Below are 24,123 nucleotides of genomic sequence, written 5' to 3' on the forward strand. Positions count from 1 at the left end.
TGTCAACATGGAAAAGTTAAATCATAAGAAAAACTTTCAAATAATAAATATTATCTCTACTCTAATAGAGGCAACAGATCATTTTTCTAAACTTATTAAGCAAAATGAATTAAATCAAAGTATACATATGTTTAGTTCGATTGTTGAAGGAGTTTCTACTATCGAAAAAGCGTTAAATGCTAATCAATTGTCTAAAGAAAGTAAAATGGAAAACGATAAAATTGAACACTCTTTATTATTAATTGCTCAAGCATTAGAAAAACGGCAGATGATAAAGGTTTCAGAGGTTATTCAGTTTTCACTTGCACCGCAGCTGAAAAGGCTGAAAAAAATATATGAGGTAGAACAGCCAGTTCTATCCCAAGGTAAAATTGTCGTAGGAGTTTATTACGGTGCAATGAGCCCAAGAGAAGTTTATCCAAAAGAGAGAATAGATGCGTTAGTGGAAGAAGCTACAAATCAACAAGTGCAAGTTGTATTTTTCTGTTTAAGTGACGTAAAAGTAGAAGAGAAACTAATTCATGGCGAAATTTATAAAAACGGTAACTGGATACGCGAATTCGTTGATTATCCACATTCTATTTATAATGTAGACATGGTTTCTAGAGGAAGACAGGCACCAATTGAAAGAAAATTAAGAAGTGAAATTCCTTTTACGAACTTTGGACTTGGAAACAAATTTCTTTTGCCAAAAAGGTTGGTTAAATACAAAAGATTTGCAGAATTACTTGTACCTTTTAAAGGTATTACGAAAGAGAATGTAGTATATGACTTTTTAAATGACAAAAGTAAAGCTGTTATTAAACCCATTCATGGGAGCCAAGGTCGAGATATTTACTTTATTGAAAAAAAGGGGAATCATTTCTCAATTTTAGAAGGAAAAAAGGAAAGAATCCTAGGACAACAAAAGTTTAGTGAGTGGGTTCAGCATACGTTACTACAGAAAAACAGGAAATATATTATTCAAAACTATATTGAGTCCCGTACCCATGAAAGTGAACCTTTCGATATACGAGCTCATGTTCAAAAAAATTATGAAGGTAAATGGATATTAACGAACATTTACCCGCGTGTTGGGAATAAAAAGAGTATACTTAGTAATATTAGTCGCGGGGGGAGAACCGAAAGTTTAGACACCTTTTTAAAAACTGAATTTGAAAGTAAAGGAGAACAGTATAGTAAGGATTTAAAAGAGCTAGCTTTAGATCTTACCCATCATTTAGATAAACTATTTGGATTTGCTTTAAGTGATTTAGGGATTGACTTAACCATTGATCAATCAGGTCGTTTTTGGATGCATGAGGTAAATAATGGACCCCAAACGAAATATCATGAGAAAGATTGGGCAAAAAATATAATAGGGTATGCAAAATATGTAGCTGAGAATGGGATTTACTCTACGAATGAATTTCAAAATGGAAGAAAGCTTAAAGACCAATTTAATTCAAAAGCTTCAAAATTAACCGTAGCAAATTTAAGCAAGAACAAAGTAGCAATTGGTATGTTAATCCCACAAGGTGAAGATGATAAATTAGCAACTGCTTGTGCATATGTAGCAAATTATGAGGGTTCAGACTTTTACTATTTTAGGCCAAAGGATGTTGATTATGATACAGGCTTAATCAGAGGCTATTTTTATGAGAATAAGGAATGGACTCCTAAAATAGTGCCGTATCCTGATGTTATCTATGACCGATTAAGATTACGTGGAACAGGATATTATAATGAAATATATGGAGAGTTTGAAGGTATACCTATTACTAATGAATTTTATGGAAACTCAATTAGTAAACTAGAAGTCTACGATAAACTTCAAGAGACAGGTAAACTTAACGACGTGATTATTCCATATCAAAAAGTAACAAGGACAAAAGATATATTAGATTTTATTGAACTCTATAAAGCTGTTATCGTTAAACCGGAAGTTGGATCTTTTGCGCGTGGTGTGCACTTAATCGAAAAACAAGATTCAGGCCAATATTTAGTAGCAGAAAAAGACCATAAACGGGTATACAGTGAAATAGCTTTAGCAAAATTTTTACGTAAAATAATCGAAGAAGGCACTTTTCTTGTGCAGAAATACATTGAGACTAGAACAAAAGAGGGGAACCCATTTGATATTCGGGTCCATATGATGAAAAACGGAAAGAATAATTGGGACTTCGTAACTTTATATCCTCGTATAGGATTAAATTATGCCACTATTATGTCGATGAATAGTGGGGGGTATACAGGGAAATTAGTGGGTTTTCTAAAAAGAAATTATCCTAATAATCGTGTCGGAAAAATCGAAGAGTCCATTAAGGATGCTGCGTTAAATGTGACGAATACATTCTCTTCTCTTTATGAAGAAAATTTTAATGAAATAGCATTCGATTTTGCACTAGACAAAAATGCAATACCATATTTAATTGAAGTAAATATTAATAAACCTGGTATTACAGTATTTGAGTTTGATTTGGCACAGTTTGCTATTCCGAATGCAATCCACATAGCAAAACAACATGAAGGGATGTCCATAAATTGAGAAAAATAAATATAGGGATAATTTATGGTGGTAAATCTGTCGAGCATGAAGTCTCATTACAATCCGCTAATAGTATTGTTAAAGCTATCAATAGAGACAAATTTGAACCTATTCTAATAGGGGTCGATAAAAAAGGGAAATGGCATCTTAATGATGAAGCTTCTTATTTATTTAACCCGGAAAGCATAGAACAAGTAGAACTAAATAAATCAAAAGATCATGTTGCCATTCTACCAGGTGAAATGAAAAACCAGTTAATATTGACTAAATATGATAGTCCTTTAAAGCAACTTGATGTCATATTTCCAGTTGTTCATGGAACTTTAGGAGAAGATGGAAGTATTCAAGGGTTATTAAAAATTGCGAATCTACCTTATGTTGGCTCTGATGTGTTGGGGTCGGCAATATGTATGGATAAAGATATTGCAAAACGTTTAATGCAAGGAGTTGGCATCAATGTTGCAAAATGGCAGTCTTTCACTATCTCTCAACGAGATAAAATACATTATGAAGAATTATCCACCTATTTAGGCAAATCAATGTTTATAAAACCTGCAAATTTAGGGTCATCAGTCGGTGTGAGTAATGTCTCGACAAAAGAGGCATTTGAAAATGCAATAAATATGGTGTTTGAATATGACCATAAAGTAATTGTCGAAGAGACAATTATTGGTAGGGAAATTGATTTTGCAGTACTGGGGAATGAGAATCCACTAGTTTCTCTTCCAGGTGAAGTACTAATAAACAACGGATTATACTCTTACGAATCAAAATACATGAATGAAGATGATACCAAATTTGGAATACCAGCAAAATTAAATGAGAGTAAAATTGATGATATGCAACGTGTAGCCTTAAAAGCTTTTGAGACACTACAATGCGAAGGTCTTGCTCGTGTAGATTTTTTCTTGGCAGACGATGGTCGTTTTTATGTTAATGAAGTGAACACATTGCCATCCTTTGCAAAGACTAGTATTTATCCGAAATTATGGGAAGCTAGCGGTCTCAATTACTCAGATTTAATCAACCATTTAATAAATCTAGCAATTAAACGATATAATCGACAACAAAAATTTAAAAGCACTTTATTACCTAGCATATAGAAGAGATGTTACAAAGGTACTGTTTATTTTATTTCACAAGCATGATATCTACCGAGATGGAACACTTCCATTACTGTATAAAAAGGCCCTACATAAGCCACCAAGTTTTTCGACGATTGTCGCAAGAGAATAATTGTTTAGTATACTGTTTTTTATAGGCTCAATGGTTTTTAGCTGAGTGTCAAATTTAAAAAAGTTAGATAAAAAATACCCCCAAAAGTTAGATCTAATTCTAACCTTTGGGGTTAATTAATGTTGTTCTATAGTCTTACCTTTTACAATTTAAACTGCTCCACAACTTCCTGCAATTCCTCCGCCATAATGGAAAGGGAATTAGCAGAATCAGTTATTTCCTCCATTGATGCAAGCTGTTCCTCTGTTGATGCGGAAACGTTTTGTGCTGCTCCAGATGTTGTTTCGGAAATACCTGCAAGACTATCAAATGTTTCAACAAATTGGTCTGTACCAGAAGAGATTTCTTGAATTTTTGAAGCAACCTGCTGGATTTGGGTCGTTACCGTGTTTACAAATGATGTAATATCATTAAAGGACTGCCCAGCTTCGCTAACCACTTCAATTCCTCGATCTACTTCCGTTGTACCAGTTTCCATCGCTTTCACTGCATCGATGGATTCACTCTGTATTGATTGAATCATATTCTTAATCTGCTCAGATGATTGAGATGATTGCTCTGCAAGCTTACGAACTTCATCTGCCACAACTGCAAAGCCTTTGCCATGTTCGCCAGCTCTTGCAGCTTCAATAGCAGCATTTAAGGCTAATAGATTGGTTTGCTCTGCAATATTCGTGATAACATCCACGATTTCCCCAATTTCTCTCGTTTTATTACCAAGACCTTGAATGTTTCCAGAAAGTTCATGGACTGTTTTCTTAATAAATTCCATTTGCCCTACAGTTGTCTTAATTGCTTTATTCCCAGCATCAATCACAACCGTAGCATCAGCAGCAGTCGAGGAAACCTCATTGGAACTGGTTGCAATCTGTTGAATGGATGAAGACATTTCCTGTGCCATTTTAGAGCTGGAATCTATGCTGCTAGATTGACTTTCAACACCAGAAGCAACATCTTGAATAGAATTTGTAATCTGTTCTGTAGCTACCGTGTTCTGTTGTGAGCTGGCATTTAACTCCTCTGAAGAGGCTGCAAGATTGTTTGCTTTGTCACGTACTTGGACAATGACTCCGTTTAAATGTTTTCTCATCCGATTGAAGGCTTTTGCCAATTGGCCAATTTCATCATTACTATGATTTTCAACCTCGACAGTTAAATCGCCCTTACTCATTTTGTCAGCAACTTCAACCAAATTATTAACTGGGCGAGTGATAGAACGAATGATTAATAGTACAACTGCAATTCCGATGACAAGTGCAATAGCAATTACAATAATTGTTTTTTGGAAAATGGGCGCCACAGCATCATCTACTTCATCTTGGAACATTGAACCAGCTATCTTCCAACCAGAAGTTTCGTTCGTGGTAAAGGCTAGTTTTTTCTTTTCACCGTCTATTTTATAATTAAACTTGCCTTTATTAGAGGCATAAAGGTCATCGATAAACGAAACTGTTGCTTCCGAACCAGCCTCATTTGTAGGGTGTGTAATATAATGCTTTGTTCCGTCAAGTAAATACACATATCCTTCTTTGCCAAGGTTAATTTCACTAACCATCGCTGCCAAGCTATCAAGCTGTAGATTCGCTCCGATAACGCCTTGTCCATCAGCAGTTGTTTTGGCAATCGTCACAACAACTAAATCAGTAGAACTGGAAATATAAGGGTCTGTTATAACTACTTTCCCTTCATTTTCCATAGCTAATTGATACCAGGGGCGTTCACGAGGGTCATAATCTGGCTTGACTTGAATAGAGTCTGGAGCTACAAGGAAATCTCCTTCTACAGTTCCTACATAGGTTTGTTCAAGATCAGCCTTGGAATCTTGGGATCTGCTAAGTATTGCTTCAAGTTCTTCCGTGTTACCTTCTAAAATGGATTCTGCTGAAATAGCATTAGATAGAAAATCGACGTTTTCCATTTGTGCTTGAAGTAGTTGATTAATTGTTGAGTCTACCATCTGCACACTTTCTTGTGCCGTATCTAACATTCTACTATCCGTATTGCTTTTTGCGCTCATGTAAGACGTATAAGCAATAATGCAACTAGGAACGAGCAATACCAGCAAAAAGGATAAAAGAAGCTTATTCTTTAAGCTGAACTTGAATCTTTTTAATTTGAATTTCTTCATGTAATAACACCACTCTCTTTGATGATTTATTTTGAAATGTACATTCTCAAGTTATATCGACAGAAATAATAAATTATGTAGAAAAATGTAGAATATTATTTTAGTTAAAGCGGGTTAGACACCATGACCTCAAACTCTGCAAAACAGTAGGAGAATGATTCCAAATTTTATTTTTTACATAACCCCTAAATTATTTTTAAAACGAGACGATATAAAAGCATAGGTATTTTTAACTAATGGGACAAAATCCAATTCTAGAAAGGGCAAACTGCTTGAAAGAGTAGGACGCAAAGCAAAGGGTCTAAGGTTTTCAAAACTACGATCGCCTGGCTGCCAAAAGGAAAAACATTAATTCTTTTTTGGCTATTCTACTTTAAGGGATAGCGTTTTTAATAAGGCTGAAAAAGGTTGAACGAATATTTAAGATCCTCCTCACCTTAACGAAACCTACTAGTTAATCTTACAAGCGACAACGAGATAAAGGAGACATGTGTAATGGATAAAACGTCTGTCATTGGCGTCATACTGGGTGTGATTGCTGTCGGGGTAGGGATGGTATTAAAAGGTGTAGGCGTTGCGGCATTAATCAATCCTGCCGCGATTCTAATCATCCTCGTGGGAACAGCAGCGTCCGTGGTTATTGCCTTTCCGATGAGCACCGTTAAGAAAATTCCTTCTCTGTTTAAAATTATTTTTTCTGAAGAAAAGCAGGAAAACACGCAGGAATTAATCATGACGTTTACAGAGTGGGCTGATCAAACAAGAAAAGAAGGTCTACTATCATTAGAAAGGCAAGTAGAAGAAACAGAGGATCCTTTCTTATCCTCAGGCTTACAGCTGGCAATTGATGGCCAACCAGCAGAGTTTATACGTGAAGTTATGCTGGAAAAAGTAGACGCAATGGAATCTAGACACCAGGAAGGCGCTGCTGTTTTTTCTCAGGCAGGAACATATGCCCCAACCCTTGGCGTACTTGGTGCCGTAATTGGTTTAATTGCAGCACTGAGTGATATGAATGACATCGAAGCATTAGGCCATGCGATTTCTGCAGCTTTTATTGCTACTCTACTCGGTATCTTTACAGGGTACGTGCTATGGCATCCATTTGCCAATAAGCTAAAGGAAAAGTCAAAGAAAGAAGTGCAACGTAAAGAAGTGATCGTGGAAGGGATCCTTTCTATTACGAATGGCGATTCTGCCATGATGGTAAGAGATAAATTAGGATCATATTTATCTACAAAAGAATTAAAGGCGTTAAGACAAGATCAGGAACAGGAACAAGATAATGAGTAGGAAGAAAAAACATAATGAAAACCATATTGATGAATCCTGGCTGCTACCTTATTCCGATTTACTTACCTTACTTGTAGCACTCTTCATTGTTTTATTCGCTATGAGTGAAATAGATTCGGAAAAGTATAACCAGCTTTCCACTGTATTCCAAGAAGAATTTTCGGGTGGGGCTAGTTTTATGGAAGAAAGCAATGCACCGAATGAATCAACTGTCGATATTCCTAAAGACGAAGAAGAGCAAGAGATACAAGAAGAGCCCGGACAGGTAAGCAAAGAGGATGAAGAGCTTGAAGAGCTGGAGACAATCCAAGAGCACATTAATAGCTATATTAAGAAAGAGGAACTTGAAGAGGTGTTTGATACACAGCTCACGGATGAAGGATTATTGCTTACGATTTTAAATGATATTTCTTTTGACTCGGGTAGTGCAGAGGTAAAAGAAAGAGGGCAGCGGCTTGCTACGGATGTTTCAGAACTTCTATATACAGACCCACCACATCAAATTGTCGTAAGTGGCCATGCTGATGATAGGCCCGTTTATAACGCAGAATTTGCATCAAACTGGGAGCTTAGTGTCATGCGCGCGATTAACTTTATGGGTCTTATCCTAGAGAACGATCAGCTTGACCCAGGCAAATTCAGTGCAAAAGGCTACGGGGAACACCAACCCATTGTGCCAAACAACTCGGAAGCAAACCGGGCAAAAAACAGGCGAGTAGAAGTATTAATTTTACCTAATTACGATATATCGACAAATGAATAATAAGGGGAGATAGCAAGATGACAACAACAGCCAATCAACAGAGCAAAGTTATAACACATTTACTTAATGGCACAAATACTACCATGAAATCCATTATCCCAGTAGCTCAACGTGTTTCAAAGCCACAACTATTAACAGAGCCGCCAATTGTAGAGTATGGTGTGCTAATAGGGATAACAGGCGACATCAAAGGAAAAATTATGCTCTCAGGTGATCCCGCTGTTTTTAGTGGAATTGGCGGTGTCATGTTTGGAATGGCTGTGGAGGGAGAGATGCTTGTCTCTTTTAGTGGAGAGCTGGGGAATATGCTAGCCGGTGGAATTGCGACCATTATCGTAAATGAAGGGCTAACAACCGATATTACAGCACCAACAGTATTACAGGGATCTACAAAGATTTCTGGTTACAAAAAAGCAATAAAATTAACAGCAGGCTTTGAAAATCTTGGTGAATTAGATGTCATGTTCTTATTAGATAGCTAGTATGTAAGAATGCGAAGGTGAAAGGAAGGTTATATGGATACGAATGATTATATCGAAATATTTTTAGATGAAAGTAATGAGCATTTACAGGCAGTCAATGACCAGCTGCTAAAGCTGGAAAAACAGTCTGATGACCTTTCCATTGTGAATGAGATTTTTCGCTCCGCCCACACATTAAAAGGGATGGCAGCCACGATGGGATACGAGGATATTGCATCACTCACTCATAATATGGAAAACGTTTTAGACAAAATTAGAAACAGCTCGCTCCATGTGACAACAGAAGTAATCGACGTAACTTTTGCGGCCGTAGAGGCATTAGAAGAGATGGTCGAATCGATTGCAGGTGGGAATGAAGGAAAGAAAGATGTGACAGATTTGATTGCTCGCTTAGAAGCAATTGAAAATGGAAAACAGCCAGAAGAGGCTCCAGTAGTTGCAAAAACTACAGCGCAAGAAAAACTGGAACTTGATGAATATCAATTAACTGTGCTTGACCAGGCGAAGGAGCAAGGCTTTGAGGCTTACCAAATGGAGGTTGCGCTCGACGAAGGGTGTATCTTAAAAGCCGCACGTGCCTACATGGTAGTGGAAGCGGTCGAACAACATGGTGAAATTATTAAAACATCTCCTCCTGTTGAAGAGCTTGAAGCAGGCGAGGTAGACCATTTTTCTCTAATCGTGCTAACAAAATCTCCTGCAGCAGAAGTAAAGCAAAGTGTACATAATGTATCGGAAGTAGAATCTGCTCAGATTAGCCCGTATGTCACGGTGAAAGAGGAAGCTGTATTAGCAACAGAAGAAATGGCTGCTACGAAAGAAGAAGCACCTGCTGAGGCGAAACAAGAAAGTCATAAAGCCGTTACATCTAAAACAATCCGGGTGAATCTTGAACGGATTGATGATCTGATGAATCTATTTGAAGAAGTAGTTATTGATAGAAGTAGATTAGAAGATTTGGCGAGTGAAATTAAAAACGAAGCCCTACAGGATACTGTTGAGCACATGTCCAGAGTTTCAGAGGACATGCAAAGCTTAATTCTTACGATGCGCATGGTTCCAGTAGAACAGGTATTTAATCGTTTCCCAAGAATGGTTCGCGGATTGGCCAAGGATCTTAATAAAAACTTGGAATTAGAGATAATTGGGGCAGATACGGAGCTAGACCGTACGGTAATTGATGAAATTGGTGACCCACTTGTTCACTTAATCCGAAATTCAATTGACCATGGTATTGAATCACCAGAGCAGCGAAAAAAAGCAGGCAAAGCGGAAAAAGGCAGCCTGACATTGCGTGCTTTTCATAGTGGAAACCATGTGTTTATTGAAATGGAAGATGATGGAGCTGGAATTAATCGTGAAAAAGTTGCTGCAAAGGCGATTGAAAATGGTGTCTTAACAGAAGCACAACTGGAAAAATTAACAGATCAAGAAGTAAATGAACTTATTCTCGCTTCTGGCTTTAGTACAGCAGAAACAGTTTCAGATATTTCCGGCCGCGGAGTCGGACTTGATGTGGTCAAAAATAAAATTGAATCACTTGGTGGAAAGTTATCCATTGAGTCAACACAAGGAAAAGGAAGTAAGTTTTCCATCCAGCTTCCACTAACATTGTCGATTCTATCAACGCTTCTAGTTGATGTATCGAAAGAAATATATGCCATCCCACTTTCTTCTATCATTGAAACACTGATGATTGACGAAAAAGAAATTATGGATGCACACGGACAAAGAGTCATTGATTTCCGGGGAAATATTATCCCAATTGTTTCCTTAAGAAAAGTGTTTAATATAGAAGAAACAGAAACGAATAATTCAACAGACCAAGCTATTGTTGTAGTGAAAAAAGGGAACAAGCTGACAGGTATTCTGGTTGACTCTTTCATCGGTCAGAAAGAAGTCGTACTTAAGGCGCTTGGAGCTTACTTGAAGGATGTCTTTGCCATCTCAGGTGCCACGATTTTAGGTGACGGGCGTGTGGCATTAATTCTTGATCCGAATGCATTAGTGAAATAAGGGGGGACAAATTGTGGAAGACCTAAGAAAATTTATTGTGTTTACATTAAAAAACCAGTCATATGGAGTGGATGTCAGTCAGGTACATTCCATTGAACGTCTACAGAAAGTAACAGAGGTACCAAGAACGGCTTCTTTCATTAAAGGAGTCATCTATTTGCGCGGAAACACTATTCCCGTCATTGATTTAAGAGAACGGTTATGGATCGGCCAGACGGACACAACAGACGAAAGCCGCTTTCTCATTGTAGAGATAAAAGATATGCAGGTTGGGTTGCTAGTGGATGTTGCTAATGAAGTCTTGGATATTGGGGCAGAGGCAATTGAGCCACCACCAGAAATGATTGCTGGAGTGGAGGCACGCTATTTAGAAGGTGTTGCTAAATTAAAGGATGAGCTGCTTATCCTTTTGGATCTAGAACATATTCTGGATATGGAAGAAGTACAGGAAGTAAAACAAGCGATTAACTAATTTTATTTTGGAGGGTTTCAATCATGGCAAGAATTTTAGTAACAGATGATGCTGCATTTATGCGTATGCAATTGAAGGATATCGTAACAAAACTAGGACATGAGGTTGTTGGCGAAGCGGAGAATGGTCAAGTTGCAGTAGAAATGTATCAGGAGATAAAACCTGATCTTGTGACGATGGATATTACGATGCCTGAGATGAATGGTGTGGAAGCATTAAAAGAAATTAAAAAGCTGGATACAGATGCAAAAGTCATTATGTGCTCAGCGATGGGACAGCAAGGAATGGTAGTAGAAGCAATTCAAGCAGGGGCAAAGGATTTTATCGTGAAGCCTTTTACAGCAGACAGAATTAACGAGGCATTATCAAAAGCACTGTAAACACATCAAGCTACATAGGGAAGGGAATAGGGGAATGCGAAAAAAGCTTACGTTACGAAATGTAAAGATCGGTTGGAAATATGGCCTTACAGTTTTGCTTGTGTTTATTCTCATTGCTGCATCTACAGCATACGTTTCTAAGCTGCTAGCGGATATTGGAGAAAATGTTAGAAACGTGGACATGCGGGGAAATCAAGCAGTTGATATTACGGAAATGGGCGCGATTACTAGAGAGAAAGGTGTCCCTATTTCAACCTACATGTATAATCAAAGCATGTTATCCGTGGAAGAATATGAGACCTACACGAAACAATTTAATGAGCTGGCTGAAAAGATTCGTGAGAGAATAAATACTGCTGAACAAAAAGAACTATTTGAGCAAATCGTTAGCAAGGATCAAGAGATGAACGAACTTTTCATGAATGAAGTGGTCCCTGTGGCGAACAAGGGAGACACATCTAATGCAGCTTCCCTCGTTTCTGAGGCTAAAATCCTTCGTTCCAGTATAGTTTTTCAACTTGATGAGTTACGGGAAGTAATGAATGAAGAACGCTTCGAATCAACAAGGGAAACAAAGGATTTGCAAGAACTTACCTTAATCATTCAATTGGCAACGATGATTGGTAGCATTGTAATCGGTGGTGTTCTCATTTTCTTGATTAGTAGAAGTGTTTCACGTAACTTAGGACGGGTGGTTTCTATTAGTAATCAAATTGCTGACGGCAATCTGGCGGTCGAACCGATGGATTATAAAGGCAAAGATGAGATAGGCAAATTGTCAACAGCTATTAATGGAATGACAGAACATCTGCGAAATGTGATACAGCAAGTAGCAACCGTTTCCCAAACTGTTACCAGTCATAGTGAAGAGCTGACACAATCTGCAAATGAAGTAAAAGCGGGAAGTGAACAGGTTGCAGAAACCATGCAAGAGTTAGCAAGTGGTACAGAAACACAAGCTAATAGTGCAAGTGAATTGGCTGAAGTCATTAGTTCCTTCACCACCAAAGTGCATCAGGCTAATGACAAAGGAACACTTGTCCAGCAAGCATCCAATGAAGTAATGGTCATGACCAATGAGGGAAGCACGTTAATGGAAGATTCCACGACACAAATGGTAGCCATAGATCGCATTGTAAAAGAGTCTGTACAGAAGATGAAAGGACTAGATGCCCAATCGAAGGAGATTTCGAAACTAGTATCGGTCATTAGAGACATTGCAGAACAAACGAACCTCCTTGCCTTGAATGCAGCGATTGAAGCAGCACGTGCTGGGGAGCAAGGAAAAGGATTTGCCGTTGTCGCCGATGAAGTGCGTAAGTTAGCCGAACAGGTATCTGTATCGGTAACAGATATCACCGGGATCGTTACGGGGATCCAGACAGAGTCGAATAGTGTGGCTCAATCCCTGGAAACAGGCTATGCGGAAGTAGAAAAGGGCACTACACAATTGAGAACGACTGGAGAAACATTCCAAGGTATTCAACTATTCGTAACTGAAATGACCAATAGTGTGAAGCAAATTTCCGAAAACCTGTCTGAAATGGCCACGAGCAGCGAAGAAATGAATCGTTCAATAGAAGATATTGCAGCTATTTCAGAAGAATCAGCAGCAGGTGTTGAACAAACCTCTGCCTCATCACAGCAAACAAGCAGTTCAATGGAAGAAGTAGCAGGAAGCTCGGAGCAACTTGCGAAGCTGGCAGCAGAGTTAAACGTTCTTGTTGGAAAATTTAGGCTGTAAGTATATAATAGGAAGAGGAAAATTAGGCAGTAAAGGGAGTCGAACAATCGACTCCCTTTTTGCATGCACGAAAACAGCTAGGCTATAATAATCATAAAGGAGATTAAATAGATGAAGAAAGTCACGGTTATTTCGAGATCTGAAATGATGGACAACATTTGTAGAATTCTAAGCGAAAGTATCAACTATTACAACATAGAATCTTATAACATATTGAAGCATGGGCAGATATCTAAGCAAACACTGGATACAGACTTAGTCATTATTGAGTTAGGCCGAGACACAAATTTAGAAGAGATTCTTTCAGGTCTGAGCAATTCTACGACGCTTATTGCACTTTTAATTAAAAAAATTAGTGTAGAAGATTTAAAAAAGCTATTCCAGATGAGCTTTGATGGATACTTTCATGGTCGCATGGAATTAATTGAAATAAAATTAGCAATTGAATCGATTTTTGAAGGTGGTCAGTACGTTCATCCGCAACTTTGTCCAGTACTCATGAGTGATTATATACATAAGAATCCTGTAAAAGGACAGAAACCAACTGGAATTTTAAGTGAACAGGAGTGGAAGATACTTGAAGGCATTACAAATGGGAAGAAAAATTCAGAGATAGCTCAAGAGTTATACCTCTCTTCATATACCGTAAACAACCATGTTAGCGCCATTCTAAGGAAGTTAAATGTTGCAGACCGTACAAGCGCTGCCCTCAAAGCCGTAAAGCATAACTGGCTGAGCATCCCATAATTAATTTAATATTGTTGCTTTTCTTAGAGTCCTAAATACTTCTCGCTTCATGTCGATATACCAAGTAGGAAGAGTCGAATAACACGGATATTAACATGAAGAGGTGGAATAGATGAAGAAGAGATTTGGCTTCAAACGGATTAAAGGAAAAATACTATTTGGTTTCGGAATTGTCATTTTTTTGGTTGTGCTGTTATCAGGTTACAATGCCTATACCGTATATAGTACAAATAAAGATATGGAAGAATTGACAGATTACCATTTGGAACTGTTAATTATCCAAGAGAAAATTACACTTGATATGCAAAAGAGAACGTCCTTATTACGTGGTTATTTGCTCTACGGTGATTCTAATTTAAAAGAACAATTTAATGAAGGCATTGATGAATCGATTGCTCTGGAAAACAAATTGCTCGAACTAAATGACGCAGAAGAAATTCAAACCCTTATGGAGAAAAAAATCGAATGGGGCACATTTACCGACGAAGTTCTTGCTGAGTATGAGAACGGTAATGAAGATAGAGCACTAGAAATCATGTCCTTGTTTGTTCAACCATTGGAGGGTGAGATCACCCGAGCATTTCAGGAAATGGCAGCAGCTAGCGAGCAAGAGATCCAAGAGCTCGGAAAACAGATTGTAGATAGTGGTCATACCAACCTAGTGGTTACTTCTGTTATTGCTTTGCTGGTAATCCTCGCTGGTGTGACAACGGCTCTTGTGACTTCCAGTAAAATTACGAAACCGATTGTGACGGTGATGCAACGGATGCAAGAGGTCGCTTCAGGGAATCTTCGACATGAGGATCTTTCCATTACAACAAAGGATGAGATCAGCGAGCTCGTGTCTGCAACAAATACGATGACTACCAATACGCGACAGTTGATTATGAAAATAGGCGAGGTATCTGGGACGGTGTCCAATCAAAGTGAGGAACTTACCCAGTCAGCTAACGAAGTAAAGGCAGGCTCTGAGCAAGTTGCTATCACGATGGAAGAATTGGCTCATGGTACAGAGGAGCAAGCAACCAATGCGAGCAGCTTATCTTCGGTCATGTCTACTTTTACTAAGAGCATACAGGAAACGAATGAAAGCGGAGAGAACATTCAAGCGGCTTCTACTAACGTACTTTCCAAGACGAATGAGGGAGCAAGTTTGATGAATGAGTCCAGAGAGCAAATGGTGAAAATAGACGAGATTGTCCGTGACGCTGTGGTGAAAGTTCAAGGATTAGACCAGCATACACAGCATATTACACAACTTGTATCGGTTATCCAGGATATTGCGGAGCAAACGAATTTGCTTGCACTGAATGCTGCAATTGAAGCAGCCAGAGCAGGGGAAAGTGGCAAAGGCTTTTCTGTTGTTGCTGATGAAGTAAGGAAGCTTGCAGAAGAGGTAGCAAAATCAGTATCCGGCATTACAGAGTTTGTAACAAATATCCAAACCGAAACGCGAGCTATTTCTGTGTCGTTGAACGACAGCTATCAAGAAGTAGAACAAGGGACAGAAAAAATACAATCCACATCGGAAACCTTTACGGAGATCAATCGGTCTGTCACTACGATGGCGGATAGTATAAAAGCTATTTCTGCCAACTTAGCAGATCTGGCAGGAAAAAGTAGCAAGATGAATCATTCTGTTGAAGAAATTGCTGCTATCGCCGAGGAATCTGCCGCCGGTGTAGAAGAGACCTCTGCCTCAACTGAACAAACGAGCAGCGCAATGGAAGAAGTAGCAAACAGCTCGAAACAGTTGGCAACGTCAGCAGAAGAGTTAAATAGCCTCGTTGCCAGATTTAAAGTTTAATAAGGACAGAGTTTAAGAAATATAGGTTTAACTTGTTACAGAGAATGGTATAATAACGTTAAAAGGTACGAAAAAAAGGGAAAAAGGGACAGGAGTGCTTGTCCCTTTTTTATTTAATTTTTGCAGTTTTTTGTACCAGGTAAATTGTTCTAATTTATGAGCTGAGTTAACCTGTGAAGCCTCACTATATATGTGAACAAGCCATACAGTAGGATATACCCGGTTCAAAATAACTTTGACCAAAGGTAATAAGTAGGGTATAATAAAAAATCGTTGTAATGTAAATTAAATGTAAAGAAAATAAGAGGTGAAGAAAGTGAAGAAATTAATATCTACGAAGATGGGATTCTTCGCTATTGCTGTTGTCTTACTCTGGTTAAAAACGTATATAATCTATTCAACTGAATTTAGTCTTGGTGTTAGTGGAGCCATGCAACAGTTTCTATTATTCTTTAATCCACTAAGCTCTGCTTTAATATTTTTAGGGCTTGCCTTATTCGCTAAAGGAAGAAAAGCGGGATTGTTTATTATCCTGATTGATGCGATCATGACATTTATTCTTTATGCAAATGTTGTTTTCTATCGTTTCAATAGTGATTTTATTACGATTCCTACATTAATGCAGACTGATAACTTTGGTAGCATTGGTGGTAGTATTGCAGATTTAGTTCAAGTTCAAGATTTGTTTTATGCATTAGATCTTGTATTGCTGCTTGTTTTGTTTATTAAAATGAAATCAAACTGGTCTGTTACAAGAATGAAAATTCGCAAACCACTAACAGTTATCGTAGCAGGTGTGATTGCCTTTTCCGTTAACCTAGGTTTAGCTGAAGCGGATCGTCCGCAATTGTTGGAGCGGACATTTGACCGTAACTATGTCGTGAAATATTTAGGTGCATATAACTTCACCATTTATGATGCGATTCAAAGCGCTAAAACATCTACACGCCGTGTGCTAGCGGATAGTGATGATATTACGCAAGTGGAGAACTATACGAAATACAAGTATGCTGAACCAAACGAAGAATACTTTGGTAAAGGTGAAGGTAAAAACATTATTAAGATTCACTTAGAATCCTTCCAGTCCTTTTTGATAGATTACGAGTTACATGGGGAAGAAGTAACCCCGTTTCTAAATTCACTCGTACATGACGAAAGCAAAAACTTTACGTATTTTGATAACTTCTTCCATCAAACAGAACAAGGTAAAACTGCTGATTCTGAGTTAACGATGGATACATCCCTTTATGGTCTGCCACAAGGGGCTGCATTTGTAACGAAGGGTACAAATACGTACCAAGCATTACCTGCTATTTTAGATCAAGAGCTTGGTTACACAAGTTCTGTCTTCCATGGTGACGGAAAGTCTTTCTGGAACCGTGACGAAGTTTACAAGCATTTAGGCGTTGATGAATTCTATCATGCTGACTTTTTCGATATGAGTGAGGATAATGTTATAAATTATGGCTTGAAGGATAAACCATTCTTCGAAGAATCTATGCCATACTTGGAAAACATGGATCAGCCATTCTACGCGCACATGATGACATTGACCCACCACCATCCTTATTTAATAGATGAAGAGGATGCTAGCATTGCTCCAGCAGAAACGGGCGATGGTTCAGTGGACCGTTATTTCCAAACAGCGCGTTATCTTGATGAATCATTGGAGCAATTCTTCAATGATCTGAAAGAAAAAGGGCTCTATGAAGATTCTATTATCATGATTTATGGAGACCATTACGGAATTTCCGATAACCATAATCGTGCAATGGAAGAAATTACGGGTGAAGAAATTACACCATTAAAGAATGCGGAACTTCAACGTACACCATTCTTTATTAAAGTTCCTGGTGTTGATGGACAAGGGACGAACCACTCTTATGGTGGTCAAGTCGATGTTATGCCAACAATGCTTCATTTAATGGGCGTTGATGCGAAAGACTATATCCAATTTGGTACCGACTTGTTCTCAGAGGATCATGAAGAAGTTGTTCCATTCAGAAACGGTGACTTTATGACACCAGAATACAGCTCTGTGAATGATGTTTTCTATGACAATGAAACAAAAGAAGTAATTGAAAACCCTACTGAAGAAATGAAAAAACAAAAAGAAGAGGTTCTGAAAGAGCTTGAACTTTCAGATGAAGTCTTATACGGAGATCTATTAAGATTCTATACACCGAATGAATCTTGGACTCCTGTTGATTCCTCCGACTATTTCTACGGAACACCAGAAGAGGAAGGCATAGTTAAATCATCTGAATCCGAAGAGATTAAACAACCAGAAGACATTCAGGATATGGAACCAGCTACAACAGATGAAACAGAATAAACACGAAACAAGAAAAGGACACTGATTTATATCAGTGTCCTTTTTTTTGAGCCTTATGAATGGAGACGAACGCAATTTTTCTATTAAATTAGAAAATTTATATCGTTAACTCCTTCCATTTGCATTACAAGGAAATAAATTTATAGCATATAATATCGTAAACAAGCAGTCAAAGCTTGTTATATAGCTACACTTTTAGTGAAAAGATGCCCATAAAATAAATAGAACACTTGTTCCTTTTTTAGGTATTTTTCGCTCTGTGTGTGGTATACTAGTAGCTAGATAACGTTCTTTATCAGTAGTGATCGGCAAAGCCCTTTTTCTAACGAAGGGGGGGATGCCATTTGGATATTTATCAAGTATTTATGGTAATGCTCTCGTTTGGGACGTTTATTATAGCGCTCCTGACTCTGATCATTCGTATGATCAACAAAAAATAGACCTCCCCATTAACCTAAAAAGTGATGGTTGGGGAAGGCCTATTAACTAGGAAGCCGATCCTCTGAGAGAACCGCTTATCACCTGACCACAGTTGCAGCTGTGGTCTTTTTTTCGAACGAAAGCAATCGTCCAAAAGACTTATTTACACACTGTACAGCCATATTAGTATATGCTGATTTATACAAATATTATACCATATTCATAGCGATATCCAAGGAAAATAGCCTGGTCGATAAATTGGGCCACCAAGCGTTATTGCTAATGACAGAGGAGCAAAGTGAAGTTTAAATTCAAAAAGCACTCCAGTTTGAGTTGTTACTAAATTGTAAAATAATTTACACAATTGTAATATTTGGCATTAGATCTTTATAAATCCTCAATTTGTCTTATTTTCCTACAAGGTATTCTATAATGCGCGTTAATTCGACAGCGACTGGATTAAAAGCACGATATATTCTCCTAGTTTCGACATCAATAGAAAAACATATGGATCTTGACGTCTATGGCATAATAGGAATATAGTCATGAATATATTTTCCTGTCCTAAACTAAATTGTAATTGGTTTTTGGAGGAGGAAGATAAGCAGCGGAGAAGAAAAGAATTATAATAAGATAGGGGGATTTGATGAAGGGTGTTCAAAATGCAGGGGAGAAAGGGAGAAATAGTGGAAATTGGTTATTAGCCTGTCAACCTTTTGAGGAGGAAAAGGAAATTTATCCATATGCTCAAGTGTCGTATATGATGGAAGAGATGGAAGAGATCCTTAGCGATAGTGCATTAACGCGGATTGAGTTAAGGTTTGTCACAGTTAGCTACCGTATTACCTGGATATCCAATAATATACTGGATGAGCATAAAGAAAGCCTTCTTTCTACAGGGAAATAAGGAAAGACATTTTGTACATACATAAAGGGGACTCATCATCGTACCTCGTCGGATAGTCCCCAGCCTCTTTGTTTATAAACCCGATATTCAGGAGCATATTAACTGCCACTTCTTTTTACACTTCCCTTCTTCAAAAAAATCATCTTTTTCACCTCGCAATACACGTAAATAAAGCCTCTCAAACACCTACCTAGTATCCAAATATAACGCTCCTAAACTATAACATTAGCAAGTAGTATAGTCGTATGAAAATTTCTGATCACTACGTTTTTTCCTTTTCTCCCTATTGTGCTACTATTAACACAGATAGAGATAAAGGAGATAAACTTAGAATGGAACGTACGATAGAAAAGACGCAGAAAATACAACAGATAATATTGGTTGCAGGAATTATTTTTGTAGCCTTTAATTTACGCCCAGCCATTACTTCAGTAGGCCCGCTCATCACAACAATTCGCGACGATTTGGGTATGTCTAACTGGAGTGCTGGTTTGTTAACAAGTTTGCCATTGGTAGCTTTTGCCATGATGTCACCACTCATCCCGAGATTAGCGAACCGATTCTCAAATGAGCGTGTGATGCTGGCAGGACTTGTGCTATTGCTTTTAGGAATTAGCGTCCGCTCGGTCTCCGTAATCTCCCTTTTGTTTTTCGGTACATTGCTTGTGGGTGTAGGGATAGCTGTATGTAATGTCTTGTTGCCTAGTGTGATTAAAGAAAAGTTTCCCTTGAAGGTTGCTCTGATGACAAGTGTATACTCCACAGCAATGGGTATTTTTGCTGCAGCTGCTTCAGGACTAAGTATTCCGCTTGCCATTAACATCGGGCTAGGCTGGCAATGGGCATTAGTTGTATGGGGAGTGCCTGCGCTTCTTGGCATCTTCTTATGGATATACTTAACTAAGCGAAACAAGTCTACTCAATCTATGAATGTCGCTTTCGTTACGGGTGAAAATAACACGATCTGGAAATCACCGCTTGCCTGGCAGGTTGCAGCCTTTATGGGACTGCAGTCCTTTTTGTTTTATGTAACAATTTCCTGGTTACCGGAGATTCTTCACCAATATGGATTAAGTATGTCAGCAGCAGGCTGGATGCTATCCATCATGCAGCTTATTGGGTTACCAGCTAGCTTTCTTGTACCAGTTATTGCCGGGAAGTTAAAATCACAGCGGCCGATCGTGATTGTGAATGGTATCCTCTCGATTACGGGGTATACAGGACTTTTAATGGGAGAATCTTACCTTGTCATGATCATAAGCACAGTGTTAATTGGATTTACGTTAAGCGGAACCTTTGCCCTTGCTTTAGCTTTTCTGGGAATGCGTGCAAAAAACGCAAAGCAGGCAGCTGCATTATCAGGAATGGCACAGTGCCTAGGTTATCTATTAGCAGCTCTCGGCCCATTGCTTATTGGTTTGCTCTATGACCTGACACATAGCTGGAATATTCCTTTAATGTTTCTAATTGGTGTTTCTCTATGTGTAGTGTTATTTGGTATGGGAGCAGGAAGAAACAAATTTGTTTTAGAATAGGCACAACAAGTAAATGGAAAGGGGCTGATGAAATGGAAAAGACGATTGCTGCGATCGGGGATGGGGTTATCCGTATAGAATATGCTGGTGATGTTAGTCCGCAAATGAACCAACAAATTCAGTATACTTGTAGGCTTATTCAGGATACGTCTATTTACGGTGTGATAGAGCTTGTTCCAGGGTATCAAACCATCACCCTTTACTATGAACCCATTAAAATTCGATTTGAGGAACTAGTAGGCAAGCTAGAGAACCTACTGGGAAAAGAACAAGATAAAGAAATCATTCAGGAAAAAGCACGGTTACTACATGTTCCCGTGTGCTATGGGGGAGAACATGGGCCAGATCTTTCAGATGTAGCGAAGAGCCATCACATGACAGAAGATGAGGTGGTGAAACGACATCAGCAACCGGAATATCTAGTCTATCTGTTAGGGTTTCTACCAGGGTTTCCTTACCTCGGCGGACTTGATTCTGCAATCGCCACACCAAGACTACAAGAACCTCGTGCTAAAACGCCGGCAGGATCTGTTGGTATTGCTGACGCCCAAACAGGAATTTACCCACTGTCGTCACCTGGTGGTTGGAATATTATAGGTAATACTCCTATTCCTTTATTTGATGCAGAAAAGAAGGAGGATGCTTTTCTATTTCAGCCTGGTGATCGCGTTAAATTTTATGAAATATCTGAAGCAGATTATAATCAGTTGACCTTGCGTAATAAGTGGGAAGAGGTGATCGCTGATGAATAGGACAGTAGATTTAAATTGCGATATGGGAGAAAGCTTTGGTGCGTATTCCTTCGGGGCAGATGAGCATCTAATGCAACACATTACGTCAGCAAATATAGCTTGTGGTGCACATGCAGGCGATCCAAACGTAATGCAAGACACTGTGAAGCTAGCTAAGCAAAACGGAGTATCTGTTGGTGCGCATCCAGGTTATCCAGACCTTGCAGGTTTTGGACGAAGAAAGATCGAGTTAACGGATGTAGAAATCTACCACCATGTTCTCTATCAAATAGGGGCATTGCACGCCTTCTGTAAGGCACAAAACGTTTCCATGCATCACGTTAAAGCCCATGGCGCCTTGTACAACGTAGCAGCTAAAAACAAGCATGTGGCACAAGCAATTGCGCAAGCAGTCGCGGACTTCGACCAAAACTTAATTTTGTATGGTCTTGCAGGTAGTTATTTGATAGAGGAAGGAAAACGTCTAGGGTTAATCGTAGCTTCAGAGGTTTTTGCTGACCGTACATATCAGGAAGATGGCAGTCTTACACCAAGAAACACGCCAGGAGCACTAATAGAATCAGTTGACCAGGCAGTAAAGCAAGTAAAGGGGATGCTAACTGAAGGCCACGTAACGTCCGTAGAAGGGAAAAACGTTCCCATACAAGCTGATACGGTCTGTGTACATGGAGATGGTGCTTCCGCAGTACGTTTTGTAAGGGAATTAACGTCAGCACTTCAAGCGGAAGGAATTTTGATTAAAAGTATGTAAACATTCCTATAAATAAAGTGAAACTTCAATCAGTGGGGGTTTTCATTGTTCCCCCACTGATTGTTAGTTGAACGAATCGGGTGTTAGCGTCCGTTTACTCCCACTTAAACATCACTGTTTCACTTCATGTTTTGAAGTGGGAGTCTTACGGACGGTTGCACCGGGATAAAGAAAGGAGACAGCCGTATGGTGCAGCAAGAGCTCTTTCAAGTTATCAAGCCAGGGATTCAAACTACATTTCAGGACATGGGGCGGACAGGCTACCAGCAGTTTGGTGTGCCCGTGTCTGGCGCAATGGACCGATTTTCCCTTCAAGTGGCAAATATCCTCGCAGGAAATAAGCGAACGATTCCCTGCCTTGAAATTACATTAGTAGGCCCCACATTACTGGCAAAAACGACCATGACAATTGTCATTACGGGTGCCAACCTAAGTCCAATGTGTAATGGGGAGCCCATTGCTATGTGGAAAACGGTAAGGATTGAAGAAGGGGACGAACTCGTTTTCGGAAAACATCAATCTGGCGTAAGAGCATATTTGGCAGTGTCCGGCGGTTTTGAGGCACCAGCTTATTTTGGCAGTAGCTCCATTGATGGGAATAGTGGCTTTGGAAAGTCGCTGGAAATAGAAGATGTGATAAAAGGGTACCCAGTAATGGAAAAGACCGGAATCAGTTTAGCAAACACACTCATTCCAATCTATCAAAAAAAGGTAAAGATCTCCTTGATTGAAGGTCCGCATACGGATTATTTTACACAATTAGACAGAAACACGTTTTTCACTGAACCGTATAAAGTGGCCGCCAATTCCAATCGAATGGGCTATAGACTAGAAGGATCGGCCATCAAGCCGGAAAAGGTGAAGGTCTGGTCAGATGGCATTCCATTCGGTGGAGTGCAAATCACAAGCGCTGGAGAACCCATTATTTTAATGGCAGACAGACAAACAACGGGCGGCTACCCGAGAATAGGTACGGTGAGCTCCACAGATATTCCGAAGATTGCGCAGCTTATCCCAGGTGGGGAGGTCTCCTTTAAGCGGGTATCTGTAGAAAAAGCAGAGGAGGATGCTCGTAAAGAAGAGCAATTTCTCATACGCCTAGAACAATTCCGACAACATATAGAGAGAGGGAAAAAAGCATGAAGAAATTACTACTAACAGGATTTGAGGCCTTTTTAGAATTTCCCATTAACCCAACTACGTCTATTGCACAGTCTTTAAACGGGGAGCAGTACAATGGGTACGAGATTATAGGAGAAGTACTTACCGTGGACTTCCGTAAGTCTGGTAAGCAGCTGGTTGAGTTAATTGAGCAACATAAACCCGATGCTATCATCTCACTAGGTCTCGCGGCTGGCCGAAACTGTATCACGCCAGAGCGGATCGCAATCAATTGTAATGATGGCCCTGTAGATAATGAAGGGCATAAACCAGACGGCGAAGCTATTTTTGAAGATGGAGCAGATGGTTATTTTTCTACACTACCCATTAAGAAAATAGTAGCCCGATTAAAGGAAGAGAAGTTACCTGCCAAAATTTCAAATACAGCTGGAGCTTATCTGTGTAATAATGTCATGTATCATGGCCTACACTATGCAAAACAGCATGGGTTAACGAACCCTTCTGGCTTTATCCACATCCCAGCTTCACACGCGCTTGCTGTGGAAAAGAATATGCCAAGCTGGTCGGAGGAAGATCTTCTTAAAGGGATTAAAATAGCAATAGAGACACTGTAATTAACTGGACAAACAGGTTTATTTTCATTCCGCAAATAGGAATTGCCACAGTGCTGAAAGTGTAATAAAATAACGTGGTACATTACAGAGAA

Annotated in this window: 21 protein-coding genes and 1 riboswitch; of the genes, 20 read left to right on the top strand and 1 reads right to left on the bottom strand. The window is 39.1% G+C overall.

Features of this window, described 5'->3' with window-relative positions:
* Positions 1–7 precede the first annotated feature (7 nt).
* Together AC6CHS_RS11160 and ddlA are read left to right on the top strand one after the other, a co-directional pair.
* Positions 8–2,527 carry a YheC/YheD family protein gene (locus AC6CHS_RS11160; protein WP_498236068.1) on the top strand — a complete coding sequence of 840 codons (2,520 nt, stop codon included), beginning with the start codon at positions 8–10 and terminating at the stop codon, positions 2,525–2,527.
* A complete protein-coding gene (gene ddlA / locus AC6CHS_RS11165; protein WP_498236070.1) occupies positions 2,524–3,630 on the top strand; it encodes a D-alanine--D-alanine ligase in 1,107 nt (368 codons plus the stop codon). Before AC6CHS_RS11160 ends, ddlA begins: the two co-directional genes overlap by 4 nt.
* 275 nt (positions 3,631–3,905) lie before the next feature.
* Here ddlA and AC6CHS_RS11170 read toward each other — a convergent pair whose 3' ends face one another.
* Positions 3,906–5,891, bottom strand: coding sequence for a methyl-accepting chemotaxis protein (locus tag AC6CHS_RS11170; RefSeq protein WP_498236072.1), 1,986 nt, complete (start codon positions 5,889–5,891; stop codon positions 3,906–3,908).
* A 252-nt stretch (positions 5,892–6,143) separates the two neighbouring features.
* Positions 6,144–6,229: riboswitch (cyclic di-GMP riboswitch) on the top strand.
* Positions 6,230–6,386: 157 nt separating this feature from the next.
* On the opposite strand from AC6CHS_RS11170, the gene motA reads away from it, so the two are divergent.
* The 18 genes from motA to AC6CHS_RS11260 all read left to right on the top strand — a co-directional run bounded on the left by motA (position 6,387) and on the right by AC6CHS_RS11260 (position 24,031).
* A complete protein-coding gene (gene motA, locus AC6CHS_RS11175; RefSeq protein ID WP_498236073.1) occupies positions 6,387–7,184 on the top strand; it encodes a flagellar motor stator protein MotA in 798 nt (265 codons plus the stop codon).
* Entirely contained in the window at positions 7,177–7,947 is a 771-nt protein-coding gene (motB, locus tag AC6CHS_RS11180; RefSeq protein ID WP_498236075.1) for a flagellar motor protein MotB, read from the top strand. The genes motA and motB overlap by 8 nt, the downstream gene beginning before the upstream one ends.
* A gap of 17 nt (positions 7,948–7,964) precedes the next feature.
* A complete protein-coding gene (locus tag AC6CHS_RS11185; RefSeq protein WP_498236077.1) occupies positions 7,965–8,429 on the top strand; it encodes a chemotaxis protein CheX in 465 nt (154 codons plus the stop codon).
* A gap of 33 nt (positions 8,430–8,462) precedes the next feature.
* Entirely contained in the window at positions 8,463–10,445 is a 1,983-nt protein-coding gene (locus AC6CHS_RS11190; RefSeq protein ID WP_498236079.1) for a chemotaxis protein CheA, read from the top strand.
* A 13-nt stretch (positions 10,446–10,458) separates the two neighbouring features.
* On the top strand, positions 10,459–10,917 hold the full coding sequence (locus tag AC6CHS_RS11195; RefSeq protein ID WP_498236081.1) for a chemotaxis protein CheW: 459 nt from the start codon (positions 10,459–10,461) through the stop codon (positions 10,915–10,917).
* A 23-nt stretch (positions 10,918–10,940) separates the two neighbouring features.
* Positions 10,941–11,297: a response regulator gene (locus tag AC6CHS_RS11200; RefSeq protein WP_498236083.1), complete on the top strand. Its 357-nt coding sequence runs from the start codon at positions 10,941–10,943 to the stop codon at positions 11,295–11,297.
* A 34-nt stretch (positions 11,298–11,331) separates the two neighbouring features.
* Positions 11,332–13,041 (top strand): methyl-accepting chemotaxis protein, encoded by a 1,710-nt coding sequence (locus tag AC6CHS_RS11205; protein ID WP_498236085.1) that lies wholly within the window; start codon positions 11,332–11,334, stop codon positions 13,039–13,041.
* A 111-nt stretch (positions 13,042–13,152) separates the two neighbouring features.
* On the top strand, positions 13,153–13,788 hold the full coding sequence (locus tag AC6CHS_RS11210; protein ID WP_498236086.1) for a response regulator transcription factor: 636 nt from the start codon (positions 13,153–13,155) through the stop codon (positions 13,786–13,788).
* A 112-nt stretch (positions 13,789–13,900) separates the two neighbouring features.
* Positions 13,901–15,595: a methyl-accepting chemotaxis protein gene (locus tag AC6CHS_RS11215; protein WP_498236087.1), complete on the top strand. Its 1,695-nt coding sequence runs from the start codon at positions 13,901–13,903 to the stop codon at positions 15,593–15,595.
* 316 nt (positions 15,596–15,911) lie between these two features.
* The gene (gene ltaS / locus AC6CHS_RS11220) at positions 15,912–17,930 is read left to right on the top strand and encodes a lipoteichoic acid synthase (RefSeq protein ID WP_498236089.1); all 2,019 of its coding nucleotides are present in this window, start codon (positions 15,912–15,914) and stop codon (positions 17,928–17,930) included.
* A gap of 344 nt (positions 17,931–18,274) precedes the next feature.
* The gene (locus AC6CHS_RS11225; protein WP_081779381.1) at positions 18,275–18,370 is read left to right on the top strand and encodes a putative holin-like toxin; all 96 of its coding nucleotides are present in this window, start codon (positions 18,275–18,277) and stop codon (positions 18,368–18,370) included.
* 100 nt (positions 18,371–18,470) lie between these two features.
* The gene (locus AC6CHS_RS11230) at positions 18,471–18,659 is read left to right on the top strand and encodes a hypothetical protein (protein ID WP_498236091.1); all 189 of its coding nucleotides are present in this window, start codon (positions 18,471–18,473) and stop codon (positions 18,657–18,659) included.
* Positions 18,660–18,996: 337 nt separating this feature from the next.
* Positions 18,997–19,257, top strand: coding sequence for a hypothetical protein (locus AC6CHS_RS11235; protein WP_498236093.1), 261 nt, complete (start codon positions 18,997–18,999; stop codon positions 19,255–19,257).
* Positions 19,258–19,589: 332 nt separating this feature from the next.
* Positions 19,590–20,792, top strand: a complete 1,203-nt coding sequence (locus tag AC6CHS_RS11240) for a CynX/NimT family MFS transporter (RefSeq protein ID WP_498236095.1) — start codon at positions 19,590–19,592, stop codon at positions 20,790–20,792.
* Positions 20,793–20,824: 32 nt separating this feature from the next.
* Positions 20,825–21,544, top strand: a complete 720-nt coding sequence (gene pxpB / locus AC6CHS_RS11245) for a 5-oxoprolinase subunit PxpB (protein WP_498236097.1) — start codon at positions 20,825–20,827, stop codon at positions 21,542–21,544.
* Positions 21,537–22,295: a 5-oxoprolinase subunit PxpA gene (locus AC6CHS_RS11250; protein ID WP_498236099.1), complete on the top strand. Its 759-nt coding sequence runs from the start codon at positions 21,537–21,539 to the stop codon at positions 22,293–22,295. Before pxpB ends, AC6CHS_RS11250 begins: the two co-directional genes overlap by 8 nt.
* 186 nt (positions 22,296–22,481) lie before the next feature.
* Positions 22,482–23,438: a 5-oxoprolinase subunit C family protein gene (locus tag AC6CHS_RS11255; protein ID WP_498236101.1), complete on the top strand. Its 957-nt coding sequence runs from the start codon at positions 22,482–22,484 to the stop codon at positions 23,436–23,438.
* Complete coding sequence (locus AC6CHS_RS11260) at positions 23,435–24,031, top strand: pyroglutamyl-peptidase I (protein ID WP_498236103.1); 597 nt, start codon at positions 23,435–23,437, stop codon at positions 24,029–24,031. Before AC6CHS_RS11255 ends, AC6CHS_RS11260 begins: the two co-directional genes overlap by 4 nt.
* Positions 24,032–24,123 lie beyond the last annotated feature (92 nt).

The organism is Oceanobacillus sp. GQ8 (assembly GCF_059758495.1).

Coding starts and splice junctions, on each gene's coding strand:
- AC6CHS_RS11160 (WP_498236068.1), top strand. CDS start 8: ATGGAAAAGTTAAATCATAAGAAAAACTTTCAAATAATAAATATTATC.
- AC6CHS_RS11170 (WP_498236072.1), bottom strand. CDS start 5,891: ATGAAGAAATTCAAATTAAAAAGATTCAAGTTCAGCTTAAAGAATAAG.
- motA (WP_498236073.1), top strand. CDS start 6,387: ATGGATAAAACGTCTGTCATTGGCGTCATACTGGGTGTGATTGCTGTC.
- motB (WP_498236075.1), top strand. CDS start 7,177: ATGAGTAGGAAGAAAAAACATAATGAAAACCATATTGATGAATCCTGG.
- AC6CHS_RS11185 (WP_498236077.1), top strand. CDS start 7,965: ATGACAACAACAGCCAATCAACAGAGCAAAGTTATAACACATTTACTT.
- AC6CHS_RS11190 (WP_498236079.1), top strand. CDS start 8,463: ATGGATACGAATGATTATATCGAAATATTTTTAGATGAAAGTAATGAG.
- AC6CHS_RS11200 (WP_498236083.1), top strand. CDS start 10,941: ATGGCAAGAATTTTAGTAACAGATGATGCTGCATTTATGCGTATGCAA.
- AC6CHS_RS11205 (WP_498236085.1), top strand. CDS start 11,332: ATGCGAAAAAAGCTTACGTTACGAAATGTAAAGATCGGTTGGAAATAT.
- AC6CHS_RS11210 (WP_498236086.1), top strand. CDS start 13,153: ATGAAGAAAGTCACGGTTATTTCGAGATCTGAAATGATGGACAACATT.
- AC6CHS_RS11215 (WP_498236087.1), top strand. CDS start 13,901: ATGAAGAAGAGATTTGGCTTCAAACGGATTAAAGGAAAAATACTATTT.
- AC6CHS_RS11235 (WP_498236093.1), top strand. CDS start 18,997: ATGAAGGGTGTTCAAAATGCAGGGGAGAAAGGGAGAAATAGTGGAAAT.
- AC6CHS_RS11240 (WP_498236095.1), top strand. CDS start 19,590: ATGGAACGTACGATAGAAAAGACGCAGAAAATACAACAGATAATATTG.
- pxpB (WP_498236097.1), top strand. CDS start 20,825: ATGGAAAAGACGATTGCTGCGATCGGGGATGGGGTTATCCGTATAGAA.
- AC6CHS_RS11250 (WP_498236099.1), top strand. CDS start 21,537: ATGAATAGGACAGTAGATTTAAATTGCGATATGGGAGAAAGCTTTGGT.
- AC6CHS_RS11255 (WP_498236101.1), top strand. CDS start 22,482: ATGGTGCAGCAAGAGCTCTTTCAAGTTATCAAGCCAGGGATTCAAACT.
- AC6CHS_RS11260 (WP_498236103.1), top strand. CDS start 23,435: ATGAAGAAATTACTACTAACAGGATTTGAGGCCTTTTTAGAATTTCCC.